At 52.3% G+C, this 19,304-nt stretch carries 20 protein-coding genes; 7 read left to right on the forward strand and 13 right to left on the reverse strand.

Features of this window, described 5'->3' with window-relative positions; all coding sequences use genetic code 11:
* Window position 1 precedes the first annotated feature (1 nt).
* The 4 genes from sspA to zapE form a co-directional block, all read right to left on the reverse strand.
* On the reverse strand, window positions 2-652 hold the full coding sequence (gene sspA / locus HMPREF3119_RS10345) for a stringent starvation protein SspA (RefSeq protein WP_004236347.1): 651 nt from the start codon (window positions 650-652) through the stop codon (window positions 2-4).
* A gap of 347 nt (window positions 653-999) precedes the next feature.
* Window positions 1,000-1,392, reverse strand: a complete 393-nt coding sequence (rpsI, locus tag HMPREF3119_RS10350) for a 30S ribosomal protein S9 (RefSeq protein ID WP_015422974.1) — start codon at window positions 1,390-1,392, stop codon at window positions 1,000-1,002.
* A 15-nt stretch (window positions 1,393-1,407) separates the two neighbouring features.
* Window positions 1,408-1,836, reverse strand: coding sequence for a 50S ribosomal protein L13 (rplM, locus tag HMPREF3119_RS10355; protein ID WP_004236344.1), 429 nt, complete (start codon window positions 1,834-1,836; stop codon window positions 1,408-1,410).
* Window positions 1,837-2,077: 241 nt separating this feature from the next.
* Window positions 2,078-3,205, reverse strand: a complete 1,128-nt coding sequence (gene zapE, locus HMPREF3119_RS10360) for a cell division protein ZapE (protein ID WP_024474527.1) — start codon at window positions 3,203-3,205, stop codon at window positions 2,078-2,080.
* A gap of 184 nt (window positions 3,206-3,389) precedes the next feature.
* Between zapE and zapG the strand changes: the two genes are divergently transcribed.
* Both zapG and degQ read left to right on the forward strand, forming a co-directional pair.
* Entirely contained in the window at window positions 3,390-3,794 is a 405-nt protein-coding gene (gene zapG, locus HMPREF3119_RS10365) for a Z-ring associated protein ZapG (protein ID WP_004236342.1), read from the forward strand.
* A gap of 234 nt (window positions 3,795-4,028) precedes the next feature.
* On the forward strand, window positions 4,029-5,423 hold the full coding sequence (gene degQ, locus HMPREF3119_RS10370) for a serine endoprotease DegQ (RefSeq protein ID WP_004236340.1): 1,395 nt from the start codon (window positions 4,029-4,031) through the stop codon (window positions 5,421-5,423).
* 57 nt (window positions 5,424-5,480) lie between these two features.
* Here the strand turns inward: degQ and cysI are convergent, their stop codons facing one another.
* Both cysI and cysJ read right to left on the reverse strand, forming a co-directional pair.
* A complete protein-coding gene (gene cysI / locus HMPREF3119_RS10375) occupies window positions 5,481-7,208 on the reverse strand; it encodes an assimilatory sulfite reductase (NADPH) hemoprotein subunit (RefSeq protein ID WP_070579643.1) in 1,728 nt (575 codons plus the stop codon).
* Window positions 7,208-9,004 (reverse strand): NADPH-dependent assimilatory sulfite reductase flavoprotein subunit, encoded by a 1,797-nt coding sequence (cysJ, locus tag HMPREF3119_RS10380; protein ID WP_070579647.1) that lies wholly within the window; start codon window positions 9,002-9,004, stop codon window positions 7,208-7,210. Before cysJ ends, cysI begins: the two co-directional genes overlap by 1 nt.
* Window positions 9,005-9,363: 359 nt before the next feature.
* Here cysJ and HMPREF3119_RS10385 point away from each other — a divergent pair, with 359 nt between their 5' ends.
* From HMPREF3119_RS10385 to degS, 5 genes are all read left to right on the forward strand, one after another.
* Window positions 9,364-10,401, forward strand: a complete 1,038-nt coding sequence (locus tag HMPREF3119_RS10385) for a taurine ABC transporter substrate-binding protein (RefSeq protein ID WP_036416566.1) — start codon at window positions 9,364-9,366, stop codon at window positions 10,399-10,401.
* Window positions 10,402-10,403: 2 nt separating this feature from the next.
* Entirely contained in the window at window positions 10,404-11,177 is a 774-nt protein-coding gene (locus HMPREF3119_RS10390; RefSeq protein ID WP_024474522.1) for a taurine ABC transporter ATP-binding protein, read from the forward strand.
* A 23-nt stretch (window positions 11,178-11,200) separates the two neighbouring features.
* Window positions 11,201-11,998, forward strand: a complete 798-nt coding sequence (tauC, locus tag HMPREF3119_RS10395) for a taurine ABC transporter permease TauC (RefSeq protein ID WP_049245723.1) — start codon at window positions 11,201-11,203, stop codon at window positions 11,996-11,998.
* 20 nt (window positions 11,999-12,018) lie between these two features.
* Window positions 12,019-12,846 (forward strand): taurine dioxygenase, encoded by an 828-nt coding sequence (gene tauD / locus HMPREF3119_RS10400; RefSeq protein WP_369749900.1) that lies wholly within the window; start codon window positions 12,019-12,021, stop codon window positions 12,844-12,846.
* A gap of 199 nt (window positions 12,847-13,045) precedes the next feature.
* A complete protein-coding gene (gene degS, locus HMPREF3119_RS10405) occupies window positions 13,046-14,134 on the forward strand; it encodes an outer membrane-stress sensor serine endopeptidase DegS (RefSeq protein WP_004240504.1) in 1,089 nt (362 codons plus the stop codon).
* 56 nt (window positions 14,135-14,190) lie between these two features.
* On the opposite strand, the gene murA is transcribed toward degS, so the two are convergent.
* From murA to mlaF, 7 genes are all read right to left on the reverse strand, one after another.
* Window positions 14,191-15,456, reverse strand: coding sequence for a UDP-N-acetylglucosamine 1-carboxyvinyltransferase (gene murA, locus HMPREF3119_RS10410; RefSeq protein WP_004236328.1), 1,266 nt, complete (start codon window positions 15,454-15,456; stop codon window positions 14,191-14,193).
* Between the two features lie 67 nt (window positions 15,457-15,523).
* Complete coding sequence (gene ibaG, locus HMPREF3119_RS10415) at window positions 15,524-15,778, reverse strand: BolA family iron metabolism protein IbaG (RefSeq protein ID WP_004236327.1); 255 nt, start codon at window positions 15,776-15,778, stop codon at window positions 15,524-15,526.
* 176 nt (window positions 15,779-15,954) lie between these two features.
* The gene (gene mlaB, locus HMPREF3119_RS10420; protein ID WP_070579650.1) at window positions 15,955-16,245 is read right to left on the reverse strand and encodes a lipid asymmetry maintenance protein MlaB; all 291 of its coding nucleotides are present in this window, start codon (window positions 16,243-16,245) and stop codon (window positions 15,955-15,957) included.
* Window positions 16,245-16,874, reverse strand: a complete 630-nt coding sequence (gene mlaC / locus HMPREF3119_RS10425) for a phospholipid-binding protein MlaC (RefSeq protein ID WP_004236324.1) — start codon at window positions 16,872-16,874, stop codon at window positions 16,245-16,247. The genes mlaB and mlaC overlap by 1 nt, the downstream gene beginning before the upstream one ends.
* A 118-nt stretch (window positions 16,875-16,992) precedes the next feature.
* The gene (mlaD, locus tag HMPREF3119_RS10430) at window positions 16,993-17,511 is read right to left on the reverse strand and encodes an outer membrane lipid asymmetry maintenance protein MlaD (protein WP_004240509.1); all 519 of its coding nucleotides are present in this window, start codon (window positions 17,509-17,511) and stop codon (window positions 16,993-16,995) included.
* A 3-nt stretch (window positions 17,512-17,514) separates the two neighbouring features.
* Window positions 17,515-18,297 (reverse strand): lipid asymmetry maintenance ABC transporter permease subunit MlaE, encoded by a 783-nt coding sequence (gene mlaE / locus HMPREF3119_RS10435; protein WP_015422977.1) that lies wholly within the window; start codon window positions 18,295-18,297, stop codon window positions 17,515-17,517.
* 7 nt (window positions 18,298-18,304) lie between these two features.
* Entirely contained in the window at window positions 18,305-19,108 is an 804-nt protein-coding gene (gene mlaF / locus HMPREF3119_RS10440; RefSeq protein ID WP_004236320.1) for a phospholipid ABC transporter ATP-binding protein MlaF, read from the reverse strand.
* Window positions 19,109-19,304: the final 196 nt, after the last annotated feature.

The raw sequence follows: 19,304 nt of genomic DNA on the forward strand, positions 1-19,304 counted from the left end.
GTTAACCCCGTGACTGTAAACGCATCTCACGCTCAGCTTCCGTCAGGGAAGCCAGGAAAGAGTCACGCTCAAACACGCGCTGCATGTAGAACTGCAGGTGTTTGGTATCAGAAGACGGACGTGCGGACAGGTCGATACCCAGTACCGGCAGACGCCATAACAGCGGAGACAGATAGCAATCCACCAGGCTGAATTCTTCATTCATGAAATACGCGTATTCTTTGAATACCGGCGAGACAGCAACCAGCTCTTCCGTTAACTGTTTGCGGGCCTGGTTCGCTTCCTGGGCAGAGCCCTTTTCAATTTTATTCATCAGCGAGTACCAGTCCTGCTCGATGCGGTGCATCATCACACGGCTCTGCGCACGCATCACCGGGTAAACAGGCATCAGCGGCGGATGCGGGAAACGCTCATCAAGGTATTCCATGATAATACGTGAATCATATAAGGTCAGCTCGCGATCCACGAGTGTCGGTACCGTCTGGTATGGGTTCAGATCGATCAGGTCTTGTGGCAGATTGCCTGCTTCGACATGCTCAATTTCAAAACTTACCCCTTTTTCCGCCAGTACAATCCGTACCTGGTGGCTGAAAATATCGGTCGGGCCGGAGAACAGAGTCATTACCGAACGTTTGTTGGCAGCGACAGCCATGAAAACCTCCAAGTTTATCAAAATAAAGGAATGAACAGCGCACTACGCCATTCCTACCTGTAATCTCTCACTGAATCCGGGAAAGAAAACCACAGCGGGCCAATCCGGGCGCGCGGCAGTGTGTTCAGGGGCGAGAAAAATGTTTGTGCCAGTCTACCAGATTTTGCTCAACTTAGGGTGAGTCAGGGCAAAAAATCATTCAAAAACACTAAAAATGGGGGTTAACAGGGACAGATTCATGAAATAAACATGAAATTACAGGTTATATCGGGATAATTTGCGGCAGTTATACGGTTATAAAAAAACCCGCCGGTGGCGGGTTTTTTGTATTCCAACGAAACCAGTGATTAACGTTTGGAGAACTGTGGACGGCGACGTGCTTTGCGCAGACCCACTTTTTTACGTTCAACTTCACGTGCATCACGCGTTACGAAGCCTGCTTTACGCAGCTCAGAACGCAGAGATTCGTCGTACGCCATCAGAGCACGGGTGATACCGTGACGGATTGCGCCTGCCTGACCAGAGATACCACCACCTTTAACAGTAATGTACAGGTCCAGTTTTTCTAACATTTCAACCAGTTCCAGCGGCTGGCGAACTACCATGCGTGCTGTTTCGCGGCCGAAATAGTTTTCGAGGCTGCGTTGGTTGATGACGATGTTACCACTACCCGGCTTAATAAAGACACGAGCGGATGAACTTTTGCGGCGACCAGTGCCGTAGTATTGATTTTCAGCCATTGCCTATAATCCCGATTAAATGTCCAGAACTTGCGGTTGCTGTGCCGCGTGATTGTGCTCGTTACCTGCGTAAACTTTCAGTTTACGGTACATTGCACGACCCAGAGGGCCTTTCGGCAACATGCCTTTCACAGCGATTTCAATAACGCGCTCAGGATGGCGTGCGATCATCTCTTCGAAGGTCGCTTGCTTAATACCACCAACGTAGCCAGTATGGCGATAGTACACTTTGTCTGTACGCTTGTTGCCGGTTACAGCAACTTTTTCTGCGTTCAGAACGATGATGTAATCACCGGTGTCAACGTGAGGAGTATATTCCGCTTTGTGCTTACCGCGCAGACGGCGGGCTAATTCAGTTGCAAGGCGGCCTAAAGTTTTGCCGGTTGCATCAACAACGAACCAGTCGCGTTGTACGCTTTCTGGTTTAGCTGTAAAAGTTTTCATTAAAGCTTACCCAATAAATAAGTTACATGTTGGTGAACCAATGTTCAGAAACTGAGGCTCACACGACGCTTGTCCAGTAAACCTACCCCTTCGAGCAGAATCATCTGGCGCTAGTTGCAGTCTTCTTTGGGAAATAAAGAAAACCGCTGTAACGTGGGGTCGCAAGATTATAGAGAAGTCCCTGCAAAAAATCGACCCCAAATTAAAAAAATTTCCCCGAAACCCTTTTCAGGGGGGCGCATTATACCAGATGCGGCAGTTTCAGGTACTCCTCACTTTGCATTTCCTGCAGCCGGGAGAGGCATCTGGCGAACTCAAAGGACAATAACTGCCCCTGATAGAGAGAATCCATCCCGCTCTGCGCCTGAATAATCAGTTTTACTTTCCGTTCATAAAACTCATCCACCAGCGCCAGAAAGCGCCGTGCCGCATTCTCATTTTCCGTGGTCAGCACCGGAACCTCATACAAAAGCACGGTGTGATAGATTTTCGACAGTGCAATATAATCGAGCTGGCTGCGCGCATCTTCGCACAGTGTCCGGAAGGTCACCGCCAGCACACCGTCCGTTTCCCGCACCACCGGCAACTGACGGTGATTGATGGTCAGCGCCGCCTGTCCGGCTTTCTGTCCGCCGGTCAGCCGGGAGAACATGCTGTCCATTGCCGCTGACGTTTCCGCATCCGCCGGGGTCAGCCACAGATGGGCTTGTGTCAGCGTGCGCAGACGGTAATCAATCCCCGCATCCACATTCAGCACATCACAGTATTTTTTGATCTGCTCAATGGCCGGCAGAAACCGGGCTCGCTGTAATCCGTTGCGGTACAGGTCATCCGGCGGGATATTGGAGGTCGCCACCAGCGCGATACCGCGCTGAAACAGCGCTTCCAGCAGAGTACCGAGGATCATGGCATCCGTGATATCGGAGACAAAAAACTCATCGAAACAGAGAACATCCGTTTCCTGTGCAAAGCCGTCCGCTATGCTCTCCAGCGGATTTTCATGTCCCTGAAGCGCCGTCAGTTCCTCATGCACCCGCAGCATGAAGCGGTGGAAATGCAGCCGCAGCTTGCGCGGCCCGGGCAGACTGTCATAAAACAGATCCATCAGCCAGGTCTTGCCGCGCCCGACCCCGCCCCACATATAAATACCCTGCACCGGCGGACAACTCACCGGCGCGGGGGCTTTTTTCAGCCAGCGGTTCAGGGTGCCGCGCAGCCCTTTTTCCGGCTCAGGGGAGCATGGTGTGCGCATCAGGAGCGCCTGATGCATCTCTGTCAGCCGGTCAACGGTACGCCGCTGCACGTCGTCCGGCGCAAATCCGCTGCCGTTCAGTGCCTGCTGATACAACTCACGCGGTGTTGTGCTCATAAACGGTAATCCCTTAATATTATCAGAGGTTTTTATTGAGATTTTTATGATGTAGCGGCGGGTATTATACCCGGAAATCCGGGATAATGCCGGAAAGCCTCACCTTCACTATTCCCCCCGGACAGCAAATCCGGTTATAGTGACAACAGATTCTAACGCGCATGATGCACTTAAAGGAGTAGCCATGATTTGGGTATATGCACTCATCGGATTAGCAGTTGGTTTAATCATTGGTGCGCTGGCCGTTCGTCTGGGCAGTTCTAAGTTCAGAGAGCAGGAAGCCATGAAACGGGACCTGGAAAAAAACAAGGCCGAACTGGAAGAGTACCGCAAAGAGCTGGTCAGCCACTTTGCCCGCAGTGCAGAACTGCTGGATAATATGGCGAAAGATTACCGCCAGTTATATCAGCACATGGCGAAAAGTTCCTCAGAACTGATGCCGGAACTGTCCGCACAGGATAATCCGTTCAGCTACCGCCTGACGGAAGCTGAAGCCGATAATGACCAGGCGCCGGTAAAAATGCCGCCGCGTGATTATTCAGACGGCTCATCCGGCCTGTTCCGTCCCGTCGAAAACAAAGAAAGCTAATCATTGAAACCGCAGGCGACTGCGGTTTTTTTTCGCCTGAATTCAGCCGCTTAATACTGTCCTTCAAACCATTCCCCGCACTAATCTTCAGTTCACGTAAAGCCTTGTAAAGGTTGTTTTATTTCCGTTGAATGAGGAACTTTTACACACACATAGAGTCATAGGAGTATCTGCGTATGCTGCGGCTTCTTATGCCTGCAGATTCAGCTTATTAATTGATGAGACACAAAACGAATGATGAATAAAAAGAAAAAAAACCTGCTCAGTGCTGTTGCCATCAGCCTCGGGTTATCCCTCGCGGCGCTGCCTGCGGTATCAAATGCGGCCTTACCGGCCAAAATGGCCACCGGTGAATCTCTGCCGAGCCTGGCACCGATGCTGGAAAAAGTGCTGCCCGCTGTAGTCAGCGTGGAAGTTTCCGGTACCGCCGTTGCCCGCCAGCAGGTGCCGGAAGAGTTTAAATTCTTCTTCGGCCCGAATATGCCGTCACAACAGGAAAGTGTCCGTCCGTTCCAGGGACAGGGTTCCGGTGTCATTATTGATGCACAGAAAGGCTATATTCTGACCAACAACCACGTTATTCAGAATGCGGATAAAATTCAGATCCAGCTCAATGACGGCCGTAAATATGACGCGACCTTAATCGGCCGTGATCCGCAGACCGACATTGCCCTGTTACAGGTGAAAAATGCCCCGAATCTGACCGCCATCACCCTGGCGGATTCCGATAAACTGCGCGTCGGTGATTTCACCGTTGCTGTCGGGAACCCGTTTGGTCTGGGTCAGACCGCGACCTCCGGGATTATCTCAGCATTAGGCCGCAGCGGCCTGAATGTGGAAGGGCTGGAAAACTTTATTCAGACCGATGCCTCCATCAACCGGGGTAACTCCGGCGGTGCACTGGTCAATCTCAACGGTGAACTGATCGGTATCAACACCGCGATTCTGGCACCGGGCGGCGGTAATATCGGGATCGGCTTTGCTATCCCGAGTAACATGGCCAAAGACCTGACCTCACAGCTGATTGCCACCGGTGAAGTCAAACGCGGCTCCCTCGGCATCCGCGGTGCTGAAATGAACGCAGATATCGCCAAGGCAATGAGTGTGGAAGCTCAGCGCGGGGCGTTTGTCAGTGAAGTGATCCCGAAATCCGCCGCTGCCAAAGCGGGGATTAAGTCCGGTGACGTGCTGGTCTCAGTTGACGGCAAACGCGTCAGCAGCTTTGCGGAACTGAGAGCCAAAATCGGTACCACCGCACCGGGTAAAGAAGTGAAAATCGGTCTGCTGCGCAAAGGCAAACCGCTGGAAGTCAGCGTGATCCTGGATGACAGCGAAGGCCAGACCACCAAAGCGGAAAACCTGACCACTCTGCTTCAGGGCGCAACCCTGAGCAACGGCAGTAATAAAGAGGGTAATAAAGGCGTGAATATTGACGCGGTACAGAAAGATTCTCCGGCGGCCATGTCCGGCCTTCAGCCGGGAGACCTGATTATCGGCGTCAACAACCAGCGTGTGATGACCATTGTTGAACTGCGCAAAATTATCGACGGCAAGCCAAGCGTGCTGGCACTGAATATTTTACGCGGCGACGACAATATTTATCTGCTGCTGAATAATGCCGGCCGCTGATACATTTTTGCTGTGAATACTGAAACCGCGCCGCGTAACACGGCGCGGTTTTTTATTTCAGGCAGCTCCGGCCTCATAAAAATCCACGGCAGAATTCAGAACCGGTTTTACCACCCCGGCGCGGATCAGATAATCGCCGAAATCCTCCCCATCCGCCCGCTCCTGCGACCAGCGTCCGATAAGCTCATCAAGCACTGATAAAATCACCGCTGAGCTGATATTCTCGCGGTACATGCGCGGGATACGGGTACCGGTACGGTTACCGCCGAGATGCAGATTATAGCGATCCGGCGCTTTGCCGACCAATCCCACCTCCGACAGCATGGCCCTTCCGCAGCCGTTCGGGCAACCGGTGACCCGCAGAACAATCTCTTCATTTCCCACGCCGTGCGAGGACATAATTTTCTCAACCTCTGTGACAAACTCCGGCAGAAACCGCTCCGCTTCCGCCATTGCCAGCGGACAGGTCGGGAATGACACACAAGCCATTGAGTTTTCCCGCAGCGGTGTGACATTGTCGCTGATAAGGCCGTGTGCCCGCGCAAGGGATTCGATACGGGATTTTTCCGCCTCCGGAATACCGGCAATAATCAGGTTTTGATTGGCGGTTAACCGGAAATCTCCCCGGTGGATTCTGGCGATTTCCGCCACGCCGGTTTTCAGCGGTTTGCCCGGCAAATCAATCAGACGCCCGTTTTCAATAAACAGCGTCAGATGCCAGTGGTCATCAATCCCTTTTAACCAGCCGATCTGATCACCACGCAGGGTAAATTCATACGGGCGGATCGGGGAAAACGTGATACCGGCACGCCGTTCGGTTTCCTGTTTAAATGTGTCAACCCCCACCCGCTCCAGCGTGTATTTGGTTTTGGCATTTTTGCGTTCCGTCCGGTTTCCCCAGTCGCGCTGAGTGGTGACAATCGCCTCTGCCACCGCCAGGGTATCTTTCAGCGGGATAAAGCCGAACTCACTGGCCAGACGGGGAAAAGTCGCGGTATCACCGTGAGTCATCGCCAGGCCGCCGCCCACCAGCACATTAAAACCAATCAGTTTACCGTTTTCCTCAATCGCCACAAAATTCATATCATTAGCGTGCAGATCAACATCATTCAGCGGCGGGATCACCACTGAGGTTTTAAATTTACGCGGCAGATAGGTTTCACCTAAGATCGGTTCCTCATCGGTTGCCGCCACTTTTTCTTTATCCAGCCAGATTTCAGCATAAGCGCGGGTGCGCGGCAGCAGATGCTCAGAGATTTTTTTCGCCCACTCATACGCTTCACGGTGCAGGCCGGACTGAACCGGGTTCGAGGTACAGAGCACATTGCGGTTCACATCATTGGCGGTTGCCAGTGAATCCAGCCCCGCCTCATGCAGCATCTGATGCGCCGGTTTGACATCCCCTTTCAGAATGCCGTGGAACTGAAAGGTCTGCCGGTTGGTGATCCGGATACTGCCGTACAGCGTCTGTTCTGCAGCAAATTTGTCTATTCTCAGCCACTGTTCCGGTGTGATCACACCTCCCGGCAAACGGCAGCGCAGCATCATGGCGTGACGCGGCTCCAGTTTCTGTTCTGTGCGTTCCGCCCGGATATCCCTGTCATCCTGCTGATACATGCCGTGAAAGCGGATCAGCAGGAAGTTATCCCCTTCAAATCCGCCGGTCAGACCATTTTTCAGATCCTCTTTGATGGTGCCGCGCAGATAGTTGCTGTCGCGCTTCATTCTTTCGCTGTCGCTCAGTTTGCCTTCCACGATTAAAGGCCCGTTGTATTTATCGCTCATTAATAGACATCCCTCTGGTACCGGCGCGCTGTGCGCAGCTCACTTAAAAACTCATCGGCTGATTCATGATCCCGGTTACCGTACCGGCTGATGATCTCCAGTAATGCATCTTCGGTATCACTGGCCATCAGGCCCGCATTACCGCAGACGTAAATATGTGCGCCGTCCTCAATCCAGCGCCACACGTCCGCTCCCTGCTCGCGCAGTTTGTCCTGAACATAGGTTTTCGCCGGTTTATCCCGCGACCAGGCCAGCGAGATCTGGGTCAGCACACCATCACGCACATAGCGCTGCCATTCGGTCTGATACAGAAAATCCTCGGTAAAATGCTGATTGCCGTAGAAAAGCCAGTTTTTACCGGAGGCACCGTCATTTTCCCGTTGCTGCATAAAGGCACGGAACGGCGCAATACCGGTGCCCGCACCGATCATAATGACCGGCACATCCGGGTCGGCAGGCAGTCGGAAATTATCATTAGACTCAATGAAAACCCGCACATCCCCGCCCTCCTGTATATGATCGGCGAGAAACCCGGAAGCCCCGCCGGTCCGTGCCCGGCCATCTGTGTCATAACGCACCACGCCGACGGTCAGATGAATTTCATCGTCCGCTTCTGCCTGTGATGATGAGATGGAATAGAGTCTCGGGGTCAGCGGCCGGAGAATACCGGCGAAAGCCTGCGCTGAAGGCCGGGAAGGCGCCTGACGCAGCATTTCCGCGACAGGTGTTTTCTGCGCGTAATACAGCGCGGCCTGCTTATCACTGATCAGTGCAGATAACGCGTCATGTTGTGATAACTGTGCGTATTTGCTGACCGTCACCCCGTTATTCTGTGTGAGCTCCAGATGCCGGATCAGCGCCTCGCGCAATGTGCAGGTATTGCCGGACACTGTGATCTCCGTTGCCGCATCTGCATGCAGCAGGCTGATAATTTCATCCGCCAGTGCCGGATCATTCTCAAACCAGACCCCGAGGGAATCCCCGGGCTGATAATGCAGACCCGAATCCCCGGCAGAAATTTCAATATGCCGCACATCCTTCAGGGAATTGCGGCCGGTAATTTTCTGATTAACGGAGAGGGATGCTGTCAGCGGTGCGTCTTTACTGTAACGGTTTTCAGTGACACTGACTGCCTGAGCGGTAGTCTGCGATGGATCTCCCGCCGCAATCCCCCTCTCTTTCAGCACCTGTGTCAGTGCGTCTGTCCACGCCGCTGCCGCAGGCTGATAATCCACATCCGCATCCGCTCTCGGCACAAGTGCGGTTGCCCCGGCTTTTGCCAGCTGAGTATCAAAATCAATACCCGCCTGACAGAATTTTTCGTATGACGAATCTCCCAGCGAGAAAACGGCATACGCTGTTGCGCTGAGATCCGGGCGTTTTGATGAATGCAGATATTTATAAAACGCCACCGCTTCTTCCGGTGGTTCACCGTCCCCCTGAGTGGATGTCACAATAATGACAATCTTCTCCCGGGCGAGCTGTTTATATTTATATTCTCCGGCGTTTACCAAATTAACCGCAAATTTTTCACTGAGAAAACGCGTTTTTAATTCTTCACATACGCGACGTGCATTACCGGTTTGTGACGCGGAAATAATGGTAATAATGTCACTGTCTGTTGTATTTGATGCCGGTAGAATAGCTGTCTGCACAGACGTATTTCCCCGTCCCCACAAATAACCGGATAACCAGGCCAGTTGCTGAGAGGTAAAATCTGCTGTTACCGTCTGCAAAGCCGCAAGCTGCTCCGCAGAAACCGGAAATACCTGTTCCGGTAATATCTGTGCTGCCATAGTCCTGTTACTCCCGCATTGCTCATTGTGGTTATTATTCCGTTATTTCCCAGGTTATCGTATTACGGCTTATTGAGAATAAGAAAATAAAGCCATAACTCATAACTAAATAATCTGATATATCATGACGATTATTTATTAACCGTATATTTTCGGAATTCACACTTAGACAAACAATGAATTACACGTAAAAAATAACGAATTTCTCACCCTTCCTTTTAATTGAAAAATGATCTTCAGCGGGAATATTATTCATGTATAACAAAAAGGCATTTCAATATAAAAAGTAATTCTTTCCCGGAATATATTCTCTGACACTAAATAGATAACTACTCATGACTTCATAACGGAAGAAAATAATGTCGTTATATCAGCCTCAGAAAAAAAATAAATTAAAGGTCATTTTGTCCTTACTGGCGGCGCTGGCGGTGATAAGCGCATTTATTTACAGCCAGAAAGCGCCTGCACCACAGGCAACCACTGAAAAACCGGTGGTGATCGCTTATCAGGCGATTATCGATCCCGGCAAAATTGCACAGGCAAACCACGCCTATGAGGCCGCCACCGGTAAACAGATTATCTGGAAAAAATTCGACAGCGGCGCGGATGTGCTGACCGCCCTGGCTGCCGGTGAGGCGGATATCGCCAATATGGGCTCCGCGCCGTTTACTGTTGCCGCCAGCCGCGGACTGCCGGTGGAGGTTTTTTATATTTCCGGCATTCCTGACACCGCCGAGGCACTGATTGTCCGCAATGACCGTAATCCGTCAGGCGGACTGGCCGGTAAGAAAATTGCCGTACCTTTTACCTCCACGGCCCATTACAGCCTGCTTGCGACACTGGAGAACCTGAATGTTGATGAAAAATCGGTACAGCTGATTAATCTGCGGCCTGCTGAGATTGCCGCAGCATGGGAGAGAGGTGATATTGATGCAGCCTATGTCTGGGAACCGGCCTTAAGTCAGCTGAAAGCAAACGGACAGATCCTGATTTCCGGCCGCGACGTACGGGCATGGGGTAAACCAACCTATGACCTGTGGGTCGCGGACAGCAAATTTGCTGCACAGCATCCTGATGTTCTGGCGCAGTTTGCCGCCGTTACTGATATTGAGGTTCAGTGGTATCAGCGGAACAAAAATACTATTGCGGACTTTCCTGACATCACAGGCAAAATTGCACGACTGACCGGTGCCCGCCCGGAAGATGTACCAGGCGTGATGGCGGGTAGTGATTATCCCGTTCTGAAAGAACAAAAACAGATCCTGACGACCACCCTGGCGGATGATATCCGCAATACCGCACTGTTTTTACAGCAGCAGGGCAGTATTGATTCGGTTAAAGATTCCTATGCCGGAAATATCAATACGGAGGCCGTCACCACAGCGGCGGGGAAATAATAATGGCGGATATCGTACTGGAGAATATTGATCTGGTTTATCACGGTCAGCCGCAGACAACCTTATCCGGTATTAATTTAACCATTCCGGATAACGGTATTACCGTTATTCTCGGCGCTTCCGGCTGCGGAAAAACATCGCTGCTGAATATTGTTGCCGGGTTTTTAGCGCCCTCCGGCGGAAAAATAACGCGGAACGGAAACGAAATTCGGCATCCCGCCTCTGACAGAGCCGTGGTATTTCAGAATGACGCACTGATGCCCTGGCTGAATGTTTATGAAAATGTCGCACTGGGACTGAAAATTAAAAAGCTTGGTAAGCAGGAAGAAAAAGCGATTGTCGAAGAAAACCTGCAAAAAGTCGGATTACTGCATGCTATCACCGACAATATCTGGTCACTCTCCGGCGGAATGCGTCAGCGGGTCGGTATTGCACGGGCACTGGCTGTAAAGTCTGATTTTATTCTGATGGATGAACCCTTCGGTGCACTCGATGCCGCCAACCGGGAACAGATGCAATCCTTAATTCTGACGCTGTGGCAAAAACAGCAGAGTGCCTTTTTTATTATTACTCATGATATTGAAGAGGCACTGTTAATGGCCACAAGGCTGATATTAATGGCGCCGTATCCCGGCCGGATAATATCCGGAGAAGAACCCCCGTTTTATAAACAATGGTCGCAGGGACGGCGTATCCGTGAGATTAAATCGGATCCGGCGTTTATTCATCACCGCGACACACTATCAGACAAAATAATGGCGTATCAGCGCGGTTAATTAACGGACACGGAGTGACATCAATGGCAGATATAACCGGAAATAAACAACCCCGCCACAGCCGTTTATTACTCAGCATTGTGAGTTTATCCGTGCTGATTACCGGCTGGTGGCTGATTACCGCATTTCAGTGGGTTAATCCGCTCTATTTACCCGCCCCTGCTCAGATAGGACACCAGTTTCTGGCGTTATCCGAATCCGGTTACATGAATGCCACGCTGTGGCAGCACCTGGCGGCCAGCCTTGACCGCATGCTCAAAGCGCTGCTTCTGGCGGTTATCACCGGGATCCCGCTGGGGGTACTGATGGGGCTGAGTTCACGGATACGCGGAATACTGGATCCGGTGGTTGAACTGTACCGCCCGGTTCCCCCGCTCGCCTATCTGCCGCTGATTGTTATCTGGTTCGGGATCGGGGAAACCACCAAGATCCTGCTGATCTGGTTAGCGATTCTCGCTCCGGTCCTGATTTCAACGATGCAGGGCATTATGGCCGCGCCGGGAAACCGGATCCGCGCCGTGCAGTCACTGGGAGCAAACCGGCTTCAGGTACTGAGATATGTGATCCTGCCGTCAGTACTGCCGCAGATGCTGACCGGGATCCGGATTGGTCTCGGCGTGGGCTGGTCAACCCTGGTGGCGGCAGAGCTGGTCGCGGCACAGCAGGGGCTCGGGTTTATGGTGCAGTCCGCCGCGCAGTTTCTTAACACCGGTATTGTCATCACCGGTATCGCAGTGATTGCCGTGGTGGCACTCGCCATCGAACTGGCATTGCGTCATTTGCAGCAGGCATTAGTGCCGTGGTACGGCAAAGAATCTTAACCGACAGAGAGGTAATGAATATGGATATCAGACAATTAACACCCGCTATCGGCGCGCACGTCAGCGGCATTGATCTTAACCTGACACCGGATGCCGCCACGCTGGCCGTATTACAGGATGCCTTACTGGAACATCAGGTGCTGTTTTTCCGCCAGCAGTATATCAAACCGGAAGCTCAGCGGGACTTTGCCGCTGCGCTGGGAGAACTGCATATACATCCGGTTTTTCCTTCACATAAAAATGTGCGGGAACTGATTGTGCTCGACAGCCACCTGCTTGATCTGAAGGATAACGAACTGTGGCACACTGATGTGACATTTCTGGAAAAACCGGCCATGGGCTGTGTGTTATCCGCGGTACAGGTTCCCCCTTTCGGCGGCGATACTCTGTGGGCCAGCCTGACCCGGGCTTATGATGATTTATCACCGCCGTTGCAGGAATTTTTATCCGGCCTGACGGCGGAACATGATATCAGCCTCTCTTTTCCGGACAGCCGTTTTGCGCAGACCGGGGAAGCCAAAGCCGCGCTGGAAAAAGCCCGCCGCGATTTCCCGCCGAGACGTCATCCGCTGGTCAGAACCCATCCGGTCACCGGGAAGAAGGGCTTGTTTGTGACCGCAGGTTTTACCAGCCGGATCTGTGAATTAAGCCCGGAAGAGAGTGATACATTGCTGACGTTCCTGTTTAAACACAGCACACAGCCGAAATATTTTGTCCGCTGGCACTGGCAGGACGGCGATGTGGCGGTCTGGGATAACCGCTGCACCCAGCATCTCGCCAGTTTTGATTACGGCGATTTTCACCGCATTATGCACAGAGCAACCGTGATGGGGGATAAACCCGTTTAACCGGCTGTACCACATGAGACTGTCAGTGACCGGCGGCTGACAGACTCATAACCGTCAGTGATAAATAACCGTCTGATACCGCACCTGTTTATTTGTACCACATCATAAAATACCGCAATTACACACATATAATTTCCCCGGATTATGCTATTCTGCCGGAAGTATCTGCTTCCCGTACTCACAACACCGGTTAAGGACTATGTGGTTTAAATTATTGCGCTCCGTTTTTATGGGACTTCTCGTGGCTGCCCTGCTTCTGGTCAGTGTCCCGTCTATTCGCCCGCAATTTGTGACCCAGTGGTTTACCCATCTGTTTAATAATGACGAACCGGTCAGCTACAACAAAGCGGTACGCCGCGCCGCGCCTGCCGTGGTCAATGTTTACAGCAGTAATATGGGCAGCCTCTCCCAGCAGGGTCCCGAAATGACCTCCCTCGGTTCCGGTGTGATCATGAATGATCAGGGTTATATCCTGACTAACCAGCACGTCATTAAAAACGCCGATCAGATCCTGATCGCCCTGCAATACGGTAATTACGGCCGCCTGTATGAAGGCATGCTGATCGGCGCGGATGATCTGACCGACCTCGCGGTACTGAAAATCAATACCACCGATAAACTGCCGGTGATCCCGATCAACCCGAAGCGTCAGTCTCATGTGGGTGATGTGGTGCTGGCGATCGGCAACCCGTTTAATGTCGGGCAGACAGTTAACCAGGGCATTATCAGTGCAATGGGCCGTGTCGGGCTGAGTCCGACCCGCCGCCAGAATTTTCTCCAGACTGATGCCTCGATTATGGCCGGTAACTCCGGCGGCGCACTCGTCAATACCGAAGGCGAGTTAGTCGGCATCAATACCATGTCTTACGACAGCAATGATCCGTCACGGATGAGTGACAGCATCGGGCTGGCGATCCCCGCAGAGCTTGCCCTGCGCATTATGAATAAACTGATAAAAGACGGCCGTGTGATCCGGGGCTATATCGGCATCACCTCCAAAGAGCTGCCGCCGATCCGGACTAACAACAGTGATATCAATCAGATAACCGGTCTGCGGGTCTTTCAGGTTGCCCGTAACGGCCCGGCGGATAAAGGCGGGATTCAGGTCGGGGATATCATCACCAGCGTCAATAACAAACCGAGCACCTCACCACTCGAAATGATGGATCAGGTGGCGGAACTGAGCCCGGGCAGTGTTGTGCCGGTCACCCTGTTACGCAATGGTCAGATGCGGTCTGTCGATGTGACCATCGAGGAGTTCACTCCCTCCCCCGGCGGACAGGAATAAGACACAAAAAAAGAGCGGATATCCGCTCTTTTCTGTTTATGGCTTACATCAGAGAATTACTCCGCTGAATGAATGCGTTCGATATCCGCACCCAGGCCGCGTAATTTCTCTTCAATATGCTCATAACCGCGATCGATATGATAAATACGATCGACGATTGTGGTACCTTCCGCGATACAACCCGCCAGCACCAGGCTTGCCGATGCACGCAGGTCGGTCGCCATCACCTGAGCACCGGACAGTTTTTCCACGCCGTGGCACAGCACAGAATTACTCTCGATTTCCGCGTGAGCACCCATACGGATCAGTTCCGGAATGTGCATAAAGCGGTTTTCAAAGATGGTTTCCGTGATCATACCGGAGCCTTCAGCCACCAGATTCAGCAGACTGAACTGCGCCTGCATGTCTGTCGGGAAGCCCGGATGCGGCGCGGTACGGAAAGTGACCGCTTTAGGACGCTGCCCTTTCATATCAAGGCTTATCCAGTCGTCACCGGTTTCGATTTCCGCCCCGGCTTCGCGCAGCTTGGCCAGTACCGCATCCAGCGTATCCGGCTTGGCGTTACGGCACAGAATTTTACCGCGTGAAACTGCCGCTGCGATCAGGAATGTCCCGGTTTCAATACGATCCGGCACAACGGTGTGAGAGCCGCCGCCGAGGCGTTCAACACCTTCAATCACCACGTGGTCAGTCCCTGCGCCGGTGATTTTGGCACCCAGCGCATTCAGGAATGCAGCGGTGTCTTCAATTTCCGGTTCACGGGCCGCGTTTTCGATAACGGTTTTGCCTTTCGCCAGGACTGCCGCACACATAATCGTGATGGTGGCACCCACGCTGACTTTGTCCATCACGATAGTGTTACCGGTCAGGCGACCGTCCACTTCCGCTTTGACATACCCTTCATCGAGGGTGATTTTCGCCCCTAACTGCTCTAAACCGGTGATATGCAAATCAACCGGACGGGCACCGATAGCACAGCCGCCCGGCAGAGAAACCTGACCGTGACCAAAACGGGCCACCAGCGGCCCCAGCGCCCAGATAGATGCGCGCATGGTTTTGACCAGATCATAAGGTGCACAATATTCATTAATTGCAGAAGCATCCACACGCAGTGTGGTTCCTTTGCGCTCAATTTTTGCACCCAACCGCGTTAACAGCTTCACAGAGGTGTCGATATCCCGCAGTTCCGGCACATTGTGTAATTCAACCGGTTCTTCCGCCAGAATTGCAGCGAACAGGATAGGCAATGCTGCATTTTTTGCCCCTGAGATAGTCACTTCGCCCTGAAGAACGGAAGGACCTTTTACCCGAAATTTATCCATCTGTAGACACTCTCATTATCATTAATTGCTGCCGCGTTACTTGTCACTGCATTGTCAGCCGCCGCGGTTACAGCCCGCTCAGTTTACGATCCCGTTCCCACTGAGCCGGGGTATAGGCTTTGATAGACAACGCGTGGATACGGTTATCCGCAATATATTCCATCAGCGGCGCATACACGGCCTGCTGCTGTTTAACGCGGCTCATGCCGTCAAAAAGATCGCCGACCGCGATCACCTGAAAATGGCTGCCGTCACCGGTCACAATTGCGTCAGTAAGTGCTAACTTATCCATCAGCACCTGTTTGATTTCATTCGTATCCATAATTTCTCAAATTGGTTATCAGATTGTGTGTTATAGGCACTATCGTAATCGAATATGCCCCGCTCTTAAACCATTAAAAATGCCTCCGGCTGTGGTGACACAACCGGAGGCAGTTACCTTACGGAAAATAACGGCAAATATGTATCTGTCGCGCCGTTATTTACATTATTTTAAATTCACGCGTTCTGACTGAATTCAAACTCAACGCCGTAGAGTGACATCAGCATCTGCAAGTTAGCGCTTACTCCGGATAACACAAACGGCGCTTCCGGGCGCTCTCCCCGCAGACGGACCAGCATGGCCAGCCCGGCAGAATCCACATGACTGAGACCGGAAACATCCACCGTCTGCACGGCGCTCATCTGCTGCTGACGTGCATTCCAGAACGACAGCAGTGTATCGCGATCCAGTTCCCCGTTCAGGACGAGGGTTTCACCCTGTTTTTCCCACGTCAGCGCAGCCGTCATTATTTCTGATCCAGAGTAATCGGGGTTTTCGCGCTGCGCTCAAGCTCAGCAGTCAGACCATCAACACCTTTCTGACGCAGAATAGATGCCCACTCATTTTGTTTGGTGGTGATCATGCTCACGCCTTCGGCAATCATGTCATAAGCCTGCCAGTTACCGGTTTTGGTATTTTTACGCCACTGGAAATCCAGACGGATTGGCGGACGCCCTGCCGGCTCTGTCAGTGTCACACGGATAGCCACGATAGTTTTATCACCCAGCGGTTGTGCAGGATCAATCTGATAAGTCTGGTTAGTGTACATTGCCAGTGCCTGGCCGTATGCCTGTGCCAGATAAGCCTCAAAGGCTTTGAAGTAAGCATCACGCTGTGCCGGCGTCGCATCTTTGTAGTAAGAGCCTAACACCAGTGCACCGGCGTATTTGATCTGCACATACGGCAGTAATTCTTCCTGAACAACAGTGCGCAGATAGTCCGGGTTCTGCCGGATTTGCGCCTGTTCGGCTTTCAGACGGCTGAAGGTTTTCGCCGCCGCATCGTTCATCAGTGTATACGGATTTGTCTGGTCAACAGCTCCGGCAAACGGGGCCATCACCACCAGCATCGCCGCTATCAGTAAACGCTTAAACATAATCAACTCCTGATTAATCACCGGCACTTTCCGCCGTGAAGGTGTCTTCGGTAAACAGTATTATGCAGGATGTCTGCCTCTGCGGGCAAAAACATCCGTTTTTACATTACTTTTCGTATCAGTGCTGTGCAGCCGGTGCCGGGGTATTACCCCCTTCGCCGTCGCCGCTCTTATACAGGAACTGACCGATTAAATCTTCCAGCACCATCGCCGGTTTGGTGTCCTGAATACGGCTGCCGTCTTTCAGCATTTCAGTCATCGGCAGATCCGGATCGGTTGTATTCTCAAACCCTTTACTGAGCGCCAGATACTGCTCACCCAGCAGACCGGAGGTGCGGATAGATAACGAACTGGTGTCCGGAATCTGGTCATACTGACTGTAGATATCCAGCGTCACTTCCGGTTTATAGTCCTTGTCCAGACGGATGTCATTGACGCGGCCAATCACCACACCGCCGATTTTTACCGGTGAACGGGCCTGCAGACCGCCGATATCATCAAAGGTGGCAGACACGCGGTAGGTTTTTTCGCTGCCGACAGAGCGGATATCCGCCACTTTCAGTGCCAGGAAGATAATCGCCGCAATGGCAATTAAGACGAAAAGCCCGACCCAAACTTCATTTTTCTTGCTTTGCATTGTTTAATTCCCGAACATCAGTGCCGTAAGCACAAAATCTAACCCTAACACGGCAAGCGATGAATGAACGACCGTGCGTGTTGTTGCCCGACTAATCCCTTCAGACGTCGGAATAGCATCATACCCGTTGTACAGGGCAATCCAGGTGACGGTGAAGGCGAAAACCACACTCTTGTAAATGCAGTTCATCACATCTTTCTGCCAGTCCACATTGGCCTGCATGGAAGCCCAGTAGAAACCTTCATCGATCCCTTTCCAGTCCACCCCGACCATGACCCCGCCAAGAATACCAACGGCGACAAAAATCATGGATAACAACGGCATACTGATCAAACCGGCCCAGAAACGCGGTGCAATCACACGGCGCAGCGGATCCACCGCCATCATTTCCAGGCTGGATAACTGTTCTGTGGCTTTCATCAGCCCGATTTCCGCGGTCAGCGCAGAACCGGCGCGTCCGGCAAACAGCAGTGCGGTCACCACCGGCCCCAGTTCACGCAGCAGCGACAGCGCCACCATCATGCCAAGGCTGGCTTCCGCACTGAAGGTTTTCAGAACCAGATATCCCTGTAAGGCCAGAACCATCCCGATAAACAGCCCGGATACTGAAATAATCAGCAGGGACTGCACACCGACGCTGTACAGCTGCTTGCGCAGCAACGGCCACTGCCGGGCAAACTGCGGTTTGCCGAACAGCGCACGGAACAGCATGTATCCTGACCGCCCGAAAGACGCACATGTCGCTAACGCGCGGCGTCCCAAAGCAGCAAGTGCCTGTGTCAACATGTCTCGTTTATCCTAATAAATCTGATTGGTAATCACCCGCCGGATAGCGGAAAGGAACCGGTCCGTCAGCAATACCATCCAGGAACTGGCGCACACGCGGTTCGGTGTTCTCCTGCAACTCTTCTGCGGTGCCCTGTGCAATAACGGACTGCTCCGCGACGATATAAGCCTTATCCGCAATACTGAGCACTTCCGGCACATCGTGAGAGACCACGATGCAGGTTACACCCAGCGACTGATTGAGTTCATCAATCAGTTTTACCAGCACACCCATGGTAATCGGATCCTGGCCGACAAACGGCTCATCAAACAGGATAAGATCCGGATCCAGAGCAATGGCCCGCGCCAGTGCCGCACGCCGTGCCATCCCGCCGGAGAGTTCTGACGGCATCAGGTTTGCCGCCCCGCGTAAACCAACCGCTTCCAGTTTCATCATCACGGTTGTCCGGATCAGGGATTCCGGCAGACGGGTATGCTCGCGCAGCGGGAACGCCACGTTGTCATAGACTGTCATATCCGTGAATAATGCGCCGGACTGAAACAGCATGCTCATTTTGCGGCGCGACTGATAGAGTCTGCTGCGGGAAAGTGCCGGGATATTGTCGCCGTCAAACCAGATCTCGCCGCTGTCCGGGCGTAACTGCCCGCCAATCAGGCGTAACAGTGTGGTTTTCCCGATCCCGGACGGCCCCATAATCGCGGTCACTTTGCCGCGCGGCACATCCAGGCTGATATCATTAAACAGCATGCGCGAACCGCGCCGGAAGCACATGTTCCGGATCTCAATAATATTTTCCGTCTGTCGGTTCATGACCTCACAACCTTAACGTTATGTTTTTTGTGTTTCTGCAACACATACAGGACTGACCCATCATAATATAAAAAAATCCGGCAGTTTTCGCCTTTAAATGCGGGTGTTACTGTCTGAATTATTTATCACCCCTGAGTAACGGGGTATAAACAGCGTGATACACAAGTATATCAGCATTTAACATTAACGCTCCCGC

Origin of the sequence: Morganella sp. HMSC11D09, from assembly GCF_001807955.1 — a bacterium.
Classification (GTDB): Bacteria; Pseudomonadota; Gammaproteobacteria; order Enterobacterales; family Enterobacteriaceae; genus Morganella; species Morganella morganii.

Coding starts and splice junctions, on each gene's coding strand:
- sspA (WP_004236347.1), bottom strand. CDS start 652: ATGGCTGTCGCTGCCAACAAACGTTCGGTAATGACTCTGTTCTCCGGC.
- rpsI (WP_015422974.1), bottom strand. CDS start 1,392: ATGGCTGAAAATCAATACTACGGCACTGGTCGCCGCAAAAGTTCATCC.
- rplM (WP_004236344.1), bottom strand. CDS start 1,836: ATGAAAACTTTTACAGCTAAACCAGAAAGCGTACAACGCGACTGGTTC.
- zapE (WP_024474527.1), bottom strand. CDS start 3,205: ATGAGCACAACACCGCGTGAGTTGTATCAGCAGGCACTGAACGGCAGC.
- zapG (WP_004236342.1), top strand. CDS start 3,390: ATGATTTGGGTATATGCACTCATCGGATTAGCAGTTGGTTTAATCATT.
- degQ (WP_004236340.1), top strand. CDS start 4,029: ATGATGAATAAAAAGAAAAAAAACCTGCTCAGTGCTGTTGCCATCAGC.
- cysI (WP_070579643.1), bottom strand. CDS start 7,208: ATGAGCGATAAATACAACGGGCCTTTAATCGTGGAAGGCAAACTGAGC.
- cysJ (WP_070579647.1), bottom strand. CDS start 9,004: ATGGCAGCACAGATATTACCGGAACAGGTATTTCCGGTTTCTGCGGAG.
- HMPREF3119_RS10385 (WP_036416566.1), top strand. CDS start 9,364: ATGTCGTTATATCAGCCTCAGAAAAAAAATAAATTAAAGGTCATTTTG.
- HMPREF3119_RS10390 (WP_024474522.1), top strand. CDS start 10,404: ATGGCGGATATCGTACTGGAGAATATTGATCTGGTTTATCACGGTCAG.
- tauC (WP_049245723.1), top strand. CDS start 11,201: ATGGCAGATATAACCGGAAATAAACAACCCCGCCACAGCCGTTTATTA.
- tauD (WP_369749900.1), top strand. CDS start 12,019: ATGGATATCAGACAATTAACACCCGCTATCGGCGCGCACGTCAGCGGC.
- degS (WP_004240504.1), top strand. CDS start 13,046: ATGTGGTTTAAATTATTGCGCTCCGTTTTTATGGGACTTCTCGTGGCT.
- murA (WP_004236328.1), bottom strand. CDS start 15,456: ATGGATAAATTTCGGGTAAAAGGTCCTTCCGTTCTTCAGGGCGAAGTG.
- ibaG (WP_004236327.1), bottom strand. CDS start 15,778: ATGGATACGAATGAAATCAAACAGGTGCTGATGGATAAGTTAGCACTT.
- mlaB (WP_070579650.1), bottom strand. CDS start 16,245: ATGACGGCTGCGCTGACGTGGGAAAAACAGGGTGAAACCCTCGTCCTG.
- mlaC (WP_004236324.1), bottom strand. CDS start 16,874: ATGTTTAAGCGTTTACTGATAGCGGCGATGCTGGTGGTGATGGCCCCG.
- mlaD (WP_004240509.1), bottom strand. CDS start 17,511: ATGCAAAGCAAGAAAAATGAAGTTTGGGTCGGGCTTTTCGTCTTAATT.
- mlaE (WP_015422977.1), bottom strand. CDS start 18,297: ATGTTGACACAGGCACTTGCTGCTTTGGGACGCCGCGCGTTAGCGACA.
- mlaF (WP_004236320.1), bottom strand. CDS start 19,108: ATGAACCGACAGACGGAAAATATTATTGAGATCCGGAACATGTGCTTC.